14 protein-coding genes and 1 pseudogene are annotated in these 14,197 nt (G+C 52.1%); 11 read left to right on the forward strand and 4 right to left on the reverse strand.

Features of this window, described 5'->3' with window-relative positions; all coding sequences use genetic code 11:
- Window positions 1-12 precede the first annotated feature (12 nt).
- From AAER43_RS05565 to AAER43_RS05615, 11 genes are all read left to right on the forward strand, one after another.
- Window positions 13-1,995: an FUSC family protein gene (locus AAER43_RS05565; protein ID WP_057058049.1), complete on the forward strand. Its 1,983-nt coding sequence runs from the start codon at window positions 13-15 to the stop codon at window positions 1,993-1,995.
- Window positions 1,988-2,203 carry a DUF1656 domain-containing protein gene (locus AAER43_RS05570; RefSeq protein WP_014882886.1) on the forward strand — a complete coding sequence of 72 codons (216 nt, stop codon included), beginning with the start codon at window positions 1,988-1,990 and terminating at the stop codon, window positions 2,201-2,203. The genes AAER43_RS05565 and AAER43_RS05570 overlap by 8 nt, the downstream gene beginning before the upstream one ends.
- Window positions 2,200-3,084 (forward strand): HlyD family secretion protein, encoded by an 885-nt coding sequence (locus AAER43_RS05575; RefSeq protein WP_023332311.1) that lies wholly within the window; start codon window positions 2,200-2,202, stop codon window positions 3,082-3,084. Before AAER43_RS05570 ends, AAER43_RS05575 begins: the two co-directional genes overlap by 4 nt.
- Window positions 3,085-3,135: 51 nt before the next feature.
- Complete coding sequence (locus AAER43_RS05580; RefSeq protein WP_023336862.1) at window positions 3,136-3,573, forward strand: DUF1795 domain-containing protein; 438 nt, start codon at window positions 3,136-3,138, stop codon at window positions 3,571-3,573.
- Window positions 3,574-3,590: 17 nt separating this feature from the next.
- Complete coding sequence (locus tag AAER43_RS05585) at window positions 3,591-7,787, forward strand: RHS repeat-associated core domain-containing protein (protein WP_057058050.1); 4,197 nt, start codon at window positions 3,591-3,593, stop codon at window positions 7,785-7,787.
- A gap of 7 nt (window positions 7,788-7,794) precedes the next feature.
- Complete coding sequence (locus tag AAER43_RS05590) at window positions 7,795-8,238, forward strand: SMI1/KNR4 family protein (RefSeq protein ID WP_032628744.1); 444 nt, start codon at window positions 7,795-7,797, stop codon at window positions 8,236-8,238.
- A 357-nt stretch (window positions 8,239-8,595) separates the two neighbouring features.
- Window positions 8,596-9,162 carry a hypothetical protein gene (locus AAER43_RS05595; protein WP_050863423.1) on the forward strand — a complete coding sequence of 189 codons (567 nt, stop codon included), beginning with the start codon at window positions 8,596-8,598 and terminating at the stop codon, window positions 9,160-9,162.
- Between the two features lie 155 nt (window positions 9,163-9,317).
- On the forward strand, window positions 9,318-9,902 hold the full coding sequence (locus tag AAER43_RS05600) for a hypothetical protein (protein ID WP_080361091.1): 585 nt from the start codon (window positions 9,318-9,320) through the stop codon (window positions 9,900-9,902).
- A 160-nt stretch (window positions 9,903-10,062) separates the two neighbouring features.
- Window positions 10,063-10,449, forward strand: coding sequence for a hypothetical protein (locus tag AAER43_RS05605; protein WP_014882892.1), 387 nt, complete (start codon window positions 10,063-10,065; stop codon window positions 10,447-10,449).
- Window positions 10,450-10,877: 428 nt separating this feature from the next.
- Window positions 10,878-11,201, forward strand: coding sequence for an HNH endonuclease (locus AAER43_RS05610; protein ID WP_224955177.1), 324 nt, complete (start codon window positions 10,878-10,880; stop codon window positions 11,199-11,201).
- Complete coding sequence (locus tag AAER43_RS05615) at window positions 11,201-11,605, forward strand: SMI1/KNR4 family protein (protein WP_050862755.1); 405 nt, start codon at window positions 11,201-11,203, stop codon at window positions 11,603-11,605. Before AAER43_RS05610 ends, AAER43_RS05615 begins: the two co-directional genes overlap by 1 nt.
- A 469-nt stretch (window positions 11,606-12,074) precedes the next feature.
- Here AAER43_RS05615 and AAER43_RS05620 read toward each other — a convergent pair whose 3' ends face one another.
- From AAER43_RS05620 to AAER43_RS05635, 4 genes and pseudogenes are all read right to left on the reverse strand, one after another.
- The gene (locus AAER43_RS05620; RefSeq protein WP_014882896.1) at window positions 12,075-12,548 is read right to left on the reverse strand and encodes a GNAT family N-acetyltransferase; all 474 of its coding nucleotides are present in this window, start codon (window positions 12,546-12,548) and stop codon (window positions 12,075-12,077) included.
- Between the two features lie 168 nt (window positions 12,549-12,716).
- On the reverse strand, window positions 12,717-13,307 hold the full coding sequence (locus AAER43_RS05625) for a hypothetical protein (RefSeq protein WP_050862756.1): 591 nt from the start codon (window positions 13,305-13,307) through the stop codon (window positions 12,717-12,719).
- 132 nt (window positions 13,308-13,439) lie between these two features.
- On the reverse strand, window positions 13,440-13,859 hold the full coding sequence (locus AAER43_RS05630) for a helix-turn-helix domain-containing protein (protein WP_050862757.1): 420 nt from the start codon (window positions 13,857-13,859) through the stop codon (window positions 13,440-13,442).
- Window positions 13,856-14,165, reverse strand: a pseudogene (locus AAER43_RS05635) (type II toxin-antitoxin system HigB family toxin). The gene AAER43_RS05630 and the pseudogene AAER43_RS05635 overlap by 4 nt, the downstream one beginning before the upstream one ends.
- Window positions 14,166-14,197 lie beyond the last annotated feature (32 nt).

Genomic DNA, 14,197 nt, shown 5'->3' on the forward strand with positions numbered 1-14,197 from the left:
AATAATCCCGGCATGAATAAAATCTTCTCTCATCACGTGCGTCTCCCCGCCACATTGCGAAACGATGCGGGCGCGCTGATCTACTCCGCGAAGAGTTTTGCCGCGGCGATGCTGGCTTACTACCTCGCGCTGTCGATAGGTCTCGAACGTCCCTCATGGGCCATTATTACGGTTTACATCGTATCGCAGACGTCGGTCGGGGCGTCGCTGAGCAGGAGCCTCTACCGGCTGGCCGGGACCGTGGCGGGGGCCAGCGCGACCGTTGTGATCGTGCCCATCTTCGCGAATATGCCGATCCTGTGCAGCGTGGTGCTGACGGGCTGGATCACGTTCTGCCTGTGGCTCTCCCTGCTGGAGCGCACGCCCCGGGCCTATGCCTTCGTGCTGGCCGGTTACACCGCGAGCCTGATTGGTTTTCCCGCGGTATCCGATCCGGGTGGCATTTTTAACGTTACCCTCGTCCGCGTGCAGGAGATCGCAATTGGGATTTTCTGTGCGGGGCTGATTCACCGCTACGTGCTGCCCGCACGCGTATCAGGGCTATTCAACGCGAAATTATCCCAGACGCTACAGGCCGCGCGCGGTCGGGTGGCGGATACCCTGGCGGGTAAACCCGGCGCGGCTTCCGGCCCCCTGCATCTGGCCCTGGCGCTGCAGTTCCTGCAGGGGATAAGCCACCATGTTCCGTATGATTTTGCCCTGTCAGCTCCGGTGCGGCAGGCCAGAAAAGCGATTCACGATCGGCTGGCACGGCTCGCGATCGTCAACTGTGAACTACACGATCGCTTGCTGACGCCCGGAATTCTTCCCGCCGACATGCAGGCATTGCGGGAGGATGTTCAGGCCTGGCTTGCCGCTGAAGACGCGGGGGCCAGCAGCGCGGCTGAGGCGTTGCGGCTCCGCTGTACGCTTCTTATCGATCGGTATGCCGCGCATGCGCAGACGATTGACGACGCGCTGCAGGTCAGTTTTATTCGCTACCTCTCAGAGGCCATCGCGCTTCTGGAGCAGTGCGAGCGTCTTTCCGGGGCTATCCACCACGCAAAACCTGCGTTTGGGGAGATGCAAACCCGCGCGGCAAAAGGCTACGTTTTCCACCGCGATCCGCTTACCGCTGCCCGCACGGCGCTGGGGGCTTTCGTCATCATTCTGAGCGGTTGTCTGGTCTGGATTTTCTCTGCGTGGCCGGATGGCGGTACGGCGGTCTCTTTCCTTGGCGTCTGCTGCACGCTGTTTGGCAGTTTCGACACGCCGGCGCCCCACATCGTGAAATACATCATTGGCTCGTTCTGGGGCGTGGTGATTAGCCTGCTCTACAGCTTTGCGCTGCTGCCGCAGGTAAGCGATTTTCCGGTGCTGGTGGCGGTGCTTGCTCCGGCGTATCTGCTGGCCGGGTCGCTTCAGGCGCGCCCGCCTACCACGTTTATGGCGATGGGCATCACCCTGACGCTGCCCATTCTGTGCGAGCTGGGCGCGCACTACAGCGGCGACTTCGCCGTCGCGGCTAACACCGCCATTGCGTTCTTTGCAGCGACCGGCTTTGCCGTCATCAGCATGAGCCTGATGCAAACCGTGCAGGCGGACGCCGCCATCACGCGTCTGCTGAACCTCTGCCAGCGCGACATTCGCCGCAGCGTGAAAGGCACGCTGCGGGTCGACGAAACGCACTGGATCAACCTGATGATGGACCGAATCGCCCTGTTGCTGCCGCGTTTGCAGCGCAGCGAGCGTGCGCCAGAGCAGGCGCTTGAAAGGCTTTTGCACGCGCTGCGCCTGGGGCTTTCAGTCATGCATATACGCCGCAGTGACACACCGCCCGGCAGGGAGGTTGACGCGCTATTTCATCGGATAAACGCCGCGGACCGCCACGCCTTAGGCGAACGCATTACCGCCATCATCGAGCAAAACCTGCCTGCCGCAGATGAACCTACGCGCCAGTTTGTCTTCAGGCTGGTGGATCTTCACTGTGCATTACGGGGGCCAGACCATGGTTAACGATATTAATATCGGCGGCGTTTTTATTCCGGGGCTGCTGATGGCCGCCCTCGCGACGCTGGTCTGCACGCTGAGCCTCGTCGCGCTTTTCTCTCTCAGCAGGGTCTACCGGCGCTTGCCGTTTCGCCCGCTGATGGATGTTTCAATCTGGATTGTCATCTTTTACCTGCTGATGCAGGGCCTGATCGCGTTGGGGTTATTGTCATGAAATCACTGCTCTCTTTACTGGCTCGCTATGCGCTGACGTTAAGCGCCGTCGCAGCGGCCACGCTGCTGGCGTTTATGATGTGGAAACACTACGCGCAAACGCCGTGGACCCGCGACGGCCGCGTGCGGGCGGACGTGGTGCAGATTGCGCCGGACGTCTCCGGGCCCGTCATCAGCGTGGCCGTGCGGGACAACCAGTGGGTGAACCGGGGCGATGTGCTCTACGCCATCGATCCGCGCTGGCTCAGGCTGGCGGTGGCCAGCGCGCAGGCGGATGTGGAATCGAAACGCCATGAGATGCTGATGCGCCAGGACGCGGCCCATCGCCGCACGCTGATTAAAAACGCCATTTCGAGCGAGGATGTGCAGCAAACCGGCAGCGCGGCGAACGTCGCGGCGGCCAATTATCACGGCGCGCTGGCCGCGCTGGATCTGGCAGAGCTGAATCTGGCGCACGCCACCGTGCGTGCGCCGGTCTCGGGGTACGTTACGCACCTGCGGCTTCGACCCGGAGACTACGCGACGGCGGGGGAGACAAAGGTCGCCATCGTCGATGCCCACAGCTTCTGGGTGGTGGGGTATTTTGAGGAGACTAAACTGCGCCATATTCGCGTCGGGGATGCCGCGCAGATAGTGCTGATGGGATACGATCCGGTCATCACGGGGCACGTGGAGAGTATCGGGCGTGGGATCGGGGACAGCAACGACGAAACGGGCGGGCTGGGGCTGCCCGACGTCGAACCCACCTTTAGCTGGGTGCGGCTGGCGCAGCGCGTGCCGGTGCGTATTCATATCGACAGGTTGCCGGAGGGGGTTGAGCTGGTGGCGGGGCTGTCGGCGAGCGTGGCGGTGGGGCGAAAATCTGGGGATAGTCAGCCTTAAACACATATGCGAAACTTACCGCTTCTGAAAATATGTGGTGGGACCCGCTCAATGTCAGAACCAACTTCGCAGTGCCTTTTCAGTGAAGGTCTGATCGATTTTCCTGAAGGTTATCAGGATCGTACCGTCAACGTCTTCGCGCCGCCCGCAGCGGACGCGCCGGCGTTCAACCTCTCCCGTGATGCCCTCAACGCTGGCGAAGCGCTTGCCGCGTACATCGATCGCCAGCTCGCCCTGATGGAAAAACACATCAAGGGATGGAAGCAGGGGGAGCGTAGCGCCGCTACGCTGGGTGACGGCCTTTCACAGGGTGAAACCGTCCATGCCAGCTACCTGCGCGACGGCAAACGCATCTGGCAGCAGCAGGCCGTGTTTAACGTCGACGGCAATAAAATTCTGGTCTTCACCATGACCTGCACCCGCGCGCCGGGCGATGCTGACCGCGCGCTGTTTGGCGATCTTCTCAGGAGCTTTCGCTTCCACCATTAACATCAGGGACCGTTGTTATGTTTGAAGCTGCACGCGTAGGTGATGATATCGGCCACTCCGGTGCGCTTGCCGGGATGATTGCCGGAACGATTGTCGGCGGCCTGATTGCCGCCGCCGGGGGCATTCTGGCGGGGGCGATGTTTATTGCCGGACTTGGCGCATCCTGCCTGGGCGTGGGCGTCCTGCTCGTCGGCGCGAGCCTGGCCGTGGGGTACTACACCGGGGAGCTGGCGACCGCCGCCCGCGACAGCATCGCGGACGCCGGGGCATCCAGTATGACGAAGAAAGGCGTCATCACTTCCGGCTCGCCCAATGTGTTTATCAACGGTAAACCCGCCGCGCTTGCCACTGATAGCACCGTCGACTGTTCTGACGACGGCTCGCAGCAGATGGCCGAAGGCTCTAAGCGAGTCTTCATTAACAGCCAGCCTGCGTCCCGCATCGGGGATCGTACCACCTGCGACGCGAAGGTGATGACCGGTTCGGACAACGTCATCATCGGCGGCGACCCGCAGCAAACCCTGCCCATTCAGTCTGAAGTCCCCGAGTGGCTGTATAAAGTCTCCGATCTTACCCTGTTGTTCGCCGGCCTGCTCGGCGGGTGGGGCGGTGCCGCTGGCAAAGTTGGGGCGCTGTCTAAGCTGCTGGGGAAAATTCCCGGTATCAATAAGCTGGCCCGTATCGCCTGCCGCGCCGGCACGCTGATGACCGGCGTTGCCGCCGCGGGGATCATCGCCCGCCCGGTGGATATCGTCAGCGGCCAGAAGTTTCTCAGCGGGGATGATGAGCTGGACTTCGTCCTGCCTTCCCGTCTGCCGGTGCGCTGGCAGCGCTACTGGCGCAGCGGCAACCCCGGCGACAGCGTGCTGGGCCGCGGGTGGAGCCTGTTCTGGGAAAGCCGCCTGGAGCCGTATCAGGACGGGCTGGTGTGGCGTGCACCGTCCGGTGATTACATCGCCTTCCCGAATGTCCCGAAAGGGATGCGCACCTACTGCGAAAGCGAAAAAAACTGGCTTGAGCACCACTCTGACGACAGCTGGTCGGTGTATGACGTCAGCGGCGAGCGCTGGCACTACGCGCCGCTTAAGGATGATGCCCCGTCGCTGCTCCAGCGCATCTCTGAACCCTGCGGCAACGCTATCCTCTTCGAGTGGAATGCGAATAATACTCTGCATGCCCTGACCGACAGCGCGGGCCAGCGCGTAGTCTGCCGCTACGACAATGACAGGCTTGCCGGTGCCTGGCTGGATGACGAGATCTGCCTGGTCAGTTACGCTTATGATGAACAGCGCCAGCTGGTCTGTGTGACCGGCCGGGGCGGTAGCGTGCGCCGACGCTTCCGCTGGCAGGACGGGCTGATGAGCGCCCATGAGGACGCCAACGGCCTGCTGAGCGAATACCGCTGGCAGGAGATTGACGGCCTGCCGCGCGTGGTCGGCTTCCGCCACAGCGGCGGCGAACAGCTGACGTTCGAATACGATTTTGATAACGGCACCCGCCGTGCGACCCGCGATGATGGCGCGCAGGCGCACTGGCTGGTGGACGACGACGACAACGTTGCGCGCTTCACGGATTACGACGGTCGTCAGACGACGTTTGTTTACCGCGACGGCGAACTCTGCGACGTCATTCTCCCCGGCGGCGCGATGCGCCGCAGCACGTGGGACAAATACGGCCGCATGACCAGCGAGACGGACCCGGCGGGCCGCCGTACGGAGTATCACTGGTATCGCCTGACCGACCGCATCACCCGGACAGTGTATCCGGACGGTACCTCATCGCAGGCCATGTATGACCTTCGCGGTCGCCTGCTGTCGGAAACGGATCCGGCCGGTAACGCCACCGCGTATGACTATCCCGATGATCAAGAAAACCTGCCGGAGAGCATCACCGACGCCATTGGCGGCGTGGTGCGTCTGGTCTGGAACCACCAGGGGCTGCTGACGCAGCGCACCGATTGCTCCGGCAGCGTGACCCGCTTTACCTACGACCGATTCGGGCAGCTGATTGCCAGCGAGGATGCGGAAGGGAATATTACGCGTCGGGAATGGAGCCGTGCCGGGCTGCTGAGCGCCGTGATCCACCCGGACGGCAGCCGTGAGTCGCTGGTGTGGAACGAACGCGGCCAGCTCACGGGCTGGCGCGACCCGCTGGAAAGCGAAGTGAGCTGGGCCTATAACGCGCTCGGCCTCCCGGTCAGCCTTACCGACCGAATTGGCCGCGTGCGCCAGTGGCGCTATGACCCGCGCGGTAACCTGTTGCGACTCGATAACGGCAACGGGGCGGAATACCGCTTCACCTACGACGCCGTGGGCCGCCCGCTCAGCGAAACGCGCCCGGACGAGACCGTGCGCCATATGGAATGGGACGCGCGAGGGTTCCTCTGCGCGCTCGAAGAGAACGGCCGGCCTGCCGCCGACGGCGGCATCGCCCGTCGCGTCCAGCAGTTCAGCTATGACGACAGCGGGCTGCTGATCGGGCGCACTCAGCGCCACGCGGAGTACCGCTACTTCCGCGACCTGAGCGGCCAGATTACCCGCATCCGCCGCACGCCAACCGCAGAAGGCGTTGCCCTGGGTATCGAAAGCGATGAGATTGTTTACCGGCACGATGCCAACGGGCACGTGCTGAGCGAATCCGGTATTAACGGCGCGGTGGGCTACGAATGGGATGCCCTGAGCAACCTGACCGGCCTGACGCTGCCCGGCGAGCAAAAGCTGGCCTGGCTGCACTACGGCTCCGGCCACGTCAGCGCCATCCGCTTCGGGCAGCAGCTGGTGACCGAGTTCACCCGCGACCGCCTGCACCGCGAGGTGCGCCGCACCCAGGGCGCGCGCGAGCAGCTCCGTCAGTATGACAGCCTCGGCAGACGCACCCTTCAGCGCAGTGAGCTGAGTACGGACGTGACCCTGCCGGAGAAGGCGCTCCTGGAACGCCTGTATCGCTACACCGCGCGCGGCGAGCTTTCCGGCGTCAGCGACACCCTGCGCGGTGAGGTGGATTACGGCTACGACGCCGAAGGTCGTCTGCTGAAGCACTACGAGGCCCGCCAGGGGCACAGCCGCGCGCAGTTCAGCTATGACGCCGCGGATAACCTCGCCGCCAGTGACGATGCGGCACCGGTCACGGATAACCGCCTGCAGCACTGGCAGGCGCTGTTCATGAAATACGACCACTGGGGCAACCTGATCAGCCGCCGCAACGGGCTGTATGAACAGCATTATGCGTATGACGCCGAGAACCGTCTGGTATCCGCGCATGGAACCGGGCCGGAAGGGCGGTTTGAGGCGCGCTATCACTACGACGCGCTGGGCCGCCGCACGCGCAAAATCGTCACTACGACGCACGGCACCACCGAAACGCGCTTCCTGTGGCAGGGCTACCGGCTGCTGCAGGAGCAGCAGGAGAGCGGGCTGTGCAACACCTATATCTACGACCCGAATGAAGCCTGGAGCCCGCTGGCGCGGGTGGATCATCTTCGTGACCAGAACAGCGGTGAGATTTACTGGTTTAACACCGATCTGAACGGCGCGCCGCTGGAAGTGACCGACGAGCGCGGCGCGGTGCGCTGGAGCGGCCAGTACGGCAGCTTTGGCGAGGTGCGCCATCAGAGCGAAGGGTTCTCACGGCTTGTGAATCGCACGGCGATGGCGCACCAGCCGCTTCGCTATGCCGGGCAGTATTCTGATGGTGAGACGGGGCTGCATTATAACCTGTTCCGCTACTACGACCCGCAGGTCGGGCGGTTTATTGTGCAGGATCCGATTGGGTTGGCGGGTGGAAACTTAAATTTATATAACTATGCCCCTAACTCTCTGTTATGGATAGACCCTATGGGTCTGGCATTGAGCGGCGTTGACTTTAGTGGAAGCCCATCACTTTATCCTGTTACTGGGACACAACGAAATATCGTTGAAATTACCCTTCAAGGATCAAGGGGGCGGGATTTCACAGAAGCCTACAAACTTGCAGGCATAAGTGAAGCTGATGCAAGCGAATATACATGGCATCACCTTGATGATTTTGATCCAAAAACAGGTAAGTCAACTATGCAGTTAGTCACGACTGAGGCGCACAAAGCATCTTTCCCACATAAGGGGTCTGTATCTCAGTTCGAAAAACATTTTGGAGTGAAGTATGGCTCTCCTGAAGCTATAAAAATATCTCATAGTAAAGGATGGCTGAGAGGTCGTATTCCTAAACATTGTCAATAGGAGAGAAATGATGATTAAACTTATAGATTCTTCACCTGCTGTATCTGCTAATGAGCTAGGCAAGATCGAAGTTTCGCTGGGCGTAACTTTTCCTAATGCCTTAAAATCTTTATGGCTTATAAGTAATGGTGGCATACTGGACGAAGGTCGTCGTGTTTATCAAAGTGAACACTACGAGAATGATATAAAATATTTCTTACCTATATTACATACTAAAAGTTCAGGCATATTAACTGTTGATGATTACTATAAGGATTTAGTAGTTAACAAAAAAATTCTTGCAGAAAATTTTATACCATTCGCAATTGATGGAGGTGGGTTTCCCTATTGTGTTGGGATAAATGATGGTGCAGTATATTTTTGTGATTTGGAAAATCAGGAGGAGATCTATCTTGAGCCAGATTTTGACAGTTTTATCGGAAAAATAATTCCTGAAGATGAAGCATGGTGATACAGGTTCTTACCCTCGTAAGAGGGTGGCTTTGTTGATCACTACTTTTTACAGGGGGCTTCATTGATGCATTGATGGAGTGCCCAATTATTTCATTAATAACATATTTCCTTTTCTGCTGACTTGGTATAAGAGATGCTAAATCACGTTCAGACTCCAGGCTTTATTAAATCCATTAGTCGGTAAAGAAAATAAACTTTTCCGGCTTTTATTAATTTGTTTTTCAATCCTACCTAAAGAGACGTACATTGTAGTTGATCATAAATGTGACTTAAAGATGCTAAGAATTTTTACGCTGAAATTGTTATGGGAATTAGGAATGAGAAAATGTACTTTTTATGGGGGTGAGTTGAAGAAATGATTAAAGATAACCTGATCTCTAAAATAAGTATCTTTTCTGATGGTAATGTCATTGGGCGGATAGGTGGAAATGTCCCTGAATTCTTTTTAGATAAACTAGGTGATATTCAGGGGCATAAGTTTTATTTGACAGTTCAGAATCCTGATGATGGACATGAGTATATTACGATACTTATTCCTGAAGGGCATGAGGATATGATTGATAACAATATCTACCCCAATTGTTCAGTAAAAGTTTTTACGCATCCGTTTTCTGATGAAAGCAATAATGATGCATTTACGATAAAACATATTAATAAGGCAGTTATTGTTGGGTATGATAAGGTTGAAAAGGAAGAGTTTGACTTTATCACTAAAACCGAAGATGCAAGGTTAATACAATCGGAAGATTATTATTTTGATGCTTTGCAAAAAGATGGTTATGAATTTTTCATGCAGATAGATGAAGATTATTATCCAGATGCATTGCTTGATGGTGATTACATCTTTGGTTACGGTGCTTTGTATTTGTATAAAAATATATCTGGCGGGAATATCGTGGCTGGTTTTTGGCAGTGCTCGTAAAGATAAGTGATTAATAAAAGCTGGATTAATGTTAATTATTTTCGGCTGATATAATACAGGTTGTTTTTTATTCAGAATGCATTTACTTTCTTATTTTTTAATTAGTTCTATAAAAATTTTTTTAATTTAATTGGTTATTGCTGATGGCTATATTTATGGATGCGTCTGATACTATTATTAATGAGATTGAAAAAGCATTAAAACAACTTATTTTCATTTGCAATAAATACTCGCTTTCAGGGATTTTCAGCACCGTCAATGATCTGGACAATGCCTTCCCGTCCAACTTACCTCGTTCGACAGAGGTGGAATTTTTATATGAAAATTATAATCCTGAAAAATTAAAGATTGAAACAGGCTTCACGCCATTTAAAATTCACTCTGTGAGTGAGATCTCGAAGGCTCAAAATGGATATGAGTACTTGCCAAACAATTACCTGGTTATTGGTGATGATTTAGGTGGAGGTAAACCTATAATTGCAGTTGTCGATGAAGATAACACTCCTGTTTATGCAAGTTATGATGTAGTTGAACCTTTTAAAATAGCTGATAGTCTCTCTGGATTTATATTTTCATTAGCTGAGCTTATTGATTTAGTATATGGTAAATACGATATCTTTGATATAGCAGATGATAATGACGAAGTAAAGGATGATTTTATTGATGAGTTGCGGAAAAGAATTGTACCTCTCATCGGTAATGAAAGTTTTAATGCGTTTTATAATTATTTTTATGGGTAAATTCTTTTCGTTCAAAAGAGAGTTAGCGATAATGTTATTTTTTTTTGCGAAGGGGTGCTCTCTGTGATTCTTACAGATATTTTATGCAAGATTTTAAAATGGTTATGCTGTGTATTTATTTAATTGAATTAATTATGATGAATGAAAGGAGAGGGATTATATGCAGACTACGCGAGTAATGGGAGAAGGATATGAACCTTACGTTGAGCAATTAGGCGACAAACTGATTTATTCATTACCTGTTGAATCGGGATTTGTAAGCTTTTATTTTGAGTTTGATATTCGTCAGACCGATCTTGACGTCCTGCTGTCCGATCATTATCGGCGGGCCGTCATGGAAGTGACCGCACACACTCTGCTTCAGCACTCGACGTTGAAGGGACACAAACGATTTACTCAGAACGATTTTGATAACCTTATTGCCACTACCCTTCATGCATCGCAAGAGCATCTTAGCGCATTCATTTCTCAGATTAATCGGGAGCACAATATTTCGATTGAACATTATGTGAATGACATAGTGAATAGACGCATAACTAAAGGATGAAAAGACCGATTCCAGATAAAATCAATATTCATCTTAGAATCACGCTGTAACTACAACTCTTTTCAACCTCTTACTTCCCTAAGAGGCCAAATCGATTTCGTGATAACTGGCGAATGCTGCGAGGTACGTCATCAGAGCAAAGGATTTTCACGGATTGTGAAACACATCAGCCGTTTCGCTATGCCGGGCTATAAGCTGACGGTGAATCTGGACCGTACTATAACCTGTTTCGCTGCTATGACCTACAGGGCGGTCGGTTTATTGTACAGGATCAGTTTTGGTTGAATGGTGGTTGAAACCTTTATCATTATGCGGCTAATCCGTGGGGATGGATTGAGCTGCTGGGTCTTGCCATCGATCCAATCGCTAAGCTTAGTGAGCGTGGATACAGTACTGTTGATCAAATCCCTACAGGTGGGTTGGATTATTTGGGAAGTAATGACTTGTATAATAAAGCTGGCATTAATCCTGTTGTTTCTATTGAATATACCGGAGATTATTTGCAAGATTTCCATGTTGGAAATATAGAGGCTGGATTGAATCAAAAAACTACGCCAAGTGTTTATGTCTGGCACCATCTTGATGATTATAATCCTGAAACTAACAAAGGGACTATGCAGTTGGTTAAACAAAGTGCTCATCAGGGAATTTCGCATACTGGTGGCGTTAGTCAGTACAAGGCTGCCACTGGAAATGCCTATACTCATCCAGCTAGAAACCGTGCCCGCAGAACCGTTGGAGGAAAATGCTAATGTATCTTACTGATTCAGAAAATAAACTGACTGTAGACGAAATAAACGCGTTCAATGCGTACTTTGATCACCATCTTCCCGCATCATTTCTTGATTTTTATCTTAAAAATAATGGTGGGTATCCTCATGATAATGAAGAGGGTAATCCTTTTATGCTTGGCGGTTTTAACCCTATAAAATATGGTGACCTGCCAATTGAGCAACTCTATCATGATCTTATCGAGTCGTTTGGCGAGTTAAAGAATATGGTTCCTTTTGCTTATGATGACGGTGGGAACACTTTTCTATTATCTCTCAAATCTGATGATTCATTAGGGAAGGTGTTTATTTTTCTGATGGATGATAAAGAGGTTGAGTTGGTCGCTGATTCGTTCTCGGAATTTTTAGAAGAATTATTTGCATGAAAGTAAAGAGGCTGTTTCTAAAATTATCGGTGGTGAGGTTGTCTTTTTGAAAGCTCAAAGTCAGAGTCTGGCTTAAATATTTAAGTTCAGTCATTAATTTAAGAGTTTCTAGATTTATAACCCGGATTATGCCGGCTTTATTAATAGGCTATGGTAACTATTAAATTTTCATATCCGATAACAGCTTTGCCTCAAAGAACTGATGCATAACCTAATATTATTTATGGTTATGCAGAGCCGTTTCGTGCAGAGGGCACAATTGTTGAGCCAACTTCAACGGCGAACAGAATAGCTGCGTCACTTTTTTACTTAACACCTGGTTGAATTCCATCCTAATCAATTCCCCACAAATGTCCCTACCGGCACTCCAAAACGCTTCGCCAGCTCGCGCATATGCTCCAGCGTTAATGTCGGGGTCGTGCTCGACAGTGGGCATTACCTCGACGGAATTCTTTTTAATAAGCGCCGATTAAATAGCGCGCTTCATCATCACGTAATCGCCAAAGATAACATCTGGCTCCCAGCCATCGTTTTTATAAAACGCAAGGGCAGGCACATTTTTTTGATAAACACCCAGCTTCAGCGTTTTAATATTTAACGCATTGGCTGCCTGATAAAGTTGCGCCATTATACGTTTAGCCAGGTGTTGTCGCCGATATGACGGAGCAATAGCAATCGTTAACTCAGGACCCGAAATCCCAGGTTTGTCCCCTTCGGGGAAATTCCTGAGCCAGGCAGCCCCTGCTGGAGTTCCATCTGTGGATTCCGCAATAATACCCACCTCGCCCGCTTCAGGGAAATTTTCTATATATGCATATGAATGGGGAAAATTTTCAATATTATCTATATCAAATGTTTGTTCAGAGGCTATCGTTGCCTCATAAAGCATCTGCACCATAAAAGGGCGATCTTCTGCTGTAATTAATCTAAATCTAAAATCCATTATCAGTATCTTCCATAACGTATTGTACACAATTGGCTTAAGGCGCAAACGATACATGCCATCTGTGATGAGCTCAACGTATAAGAAGGTTATTTACAATCAGCTGGCGGTTTGAGACCAAATGGCATTAGCGTTGCTGATTAACGCTGTAACGTTTTCGTTAGCATCTCACTCCAGCCCTTCAATATTCGACTTAACTGCCTTCAGCGTTCTTTTACGGATCCAGCCGCTGCCTGCCCGAATGACCAGCCAGTAAGCTGTCATTTTTAGCTGAGTGCTTCTGTCGGAACAATAAACAAAGGTTTCCGTGGAGAGCTCATGTTGGCCTGGTGCGCGTTCCGTTACCTGATAGCGCAGCAGCAGCTTTGCTTTACCCGCAGCGACTGGCGTCTGAAAAGCGCTTGCATCTGGCATGTTTTCAAGGTTGAAATCTGTACGCCAGAATTGTCCTCTTAACCCGTAACAGATCTCTGACGCTGATTGGGTCAAAAGGGTAAAACTGTGCAACCCAAAGTTGCTCATCGACCCGGCCTGTTTATTCCGTAATAATTTTTTCGGTATTTGCCGCAAAGACATTAACCGCCGAATCACGGCATCCTGACGGATGTCAAAGTTTGCAATCAACGGCAGAATATTTTCAGGGTGGGAAGTGTGGATGACCGTTTGGTGTTTTTCATGAAACTGGAACTGGGGGAGAAAATCGGGAACATCCTGCCAGTTAGCAAGCGCTTTGCGGGTAACGAATCCTGGGTTCAGCATCGCTTATCCTTGTCATTCCTTGAGTTCAGCCAGAGTAACAGATGGTGTGCCGTAGACAATTACCAGGAAAAGGGAGTGGGGAAAGCGTTACGATGTCATCATTAATTCCCTGTCACCTTAACCTGCTTTCGCTCAATTCCCCACAAACGCACTCACTGGCAATCCAAAACGCTTCGCCAGCGCGCGCATATGATCCAGCGTTAACGTGCGCTGTCCGTTGAGGATCCGACTCACCAAAGACTTCTTGCCAATCTCATTCTCAAAGTCGCTCTGAGTGAGTTGGTACTGATCCATCAGCGTTCTCAACAGTGCAACTCCAGATGGAATGCTGGCAAAGCGCGCGTTAAATTCTGCAAACTCCGCAGACTCGTTTTCGTATTTATCGATTTTGGCGGTGAGCAATTCTACCAGCGGGCTATCGGGGTCATGCTCAATCAGATACTCCACAAGTGTCAGCGCATCCTCATAATCTTGTCGTGACGGGCTTGATCCCAGGAAAGGGAGCTCGTTTGTCAGATCATTTGCCGCTTTGATGGCTGCTGCATAATTCATTCTTTCGTTCTGCGGTAGAGGTCCGTGAGCTTGTCACACTCTGCGTGTGTGCTGATGTGTTTGATGAAGATCTTTCCCCGCTCAAAATCAGCAAAAAACATTACTCTTAGATGCCCGCCACCCACATCAATGACCCACCATTTTTACTGAAATTTCATCCAGCTAGGCTAGGTAAGAGCTTTCGCATGTCGTCTGGTGACGGGTAGTGCTCCTTTTTTGTATTCGGTAAAGATCGTCCAGAGCGAGTGCATGATTGGGAAATTGTCTGGTCGCTGTGTCGAAAGGCGCTCTTGAGACTGCGAGCATCCTTGCTCCATGTTTCCAGATTGGAACCACTA

Origin of the sequence: Enterobacter sp. FUJ80071, from assembly GCF_038739915.1 — a bacterium.
In the GTDB taxonomy this organism is placed as follows: domain Bacteria; phylum Pseudomonadota; class Gammaproteobacteria; order Enterobacterales; family Enterobacteriaceae; genus Enterobacter; species Enterobacter kobei.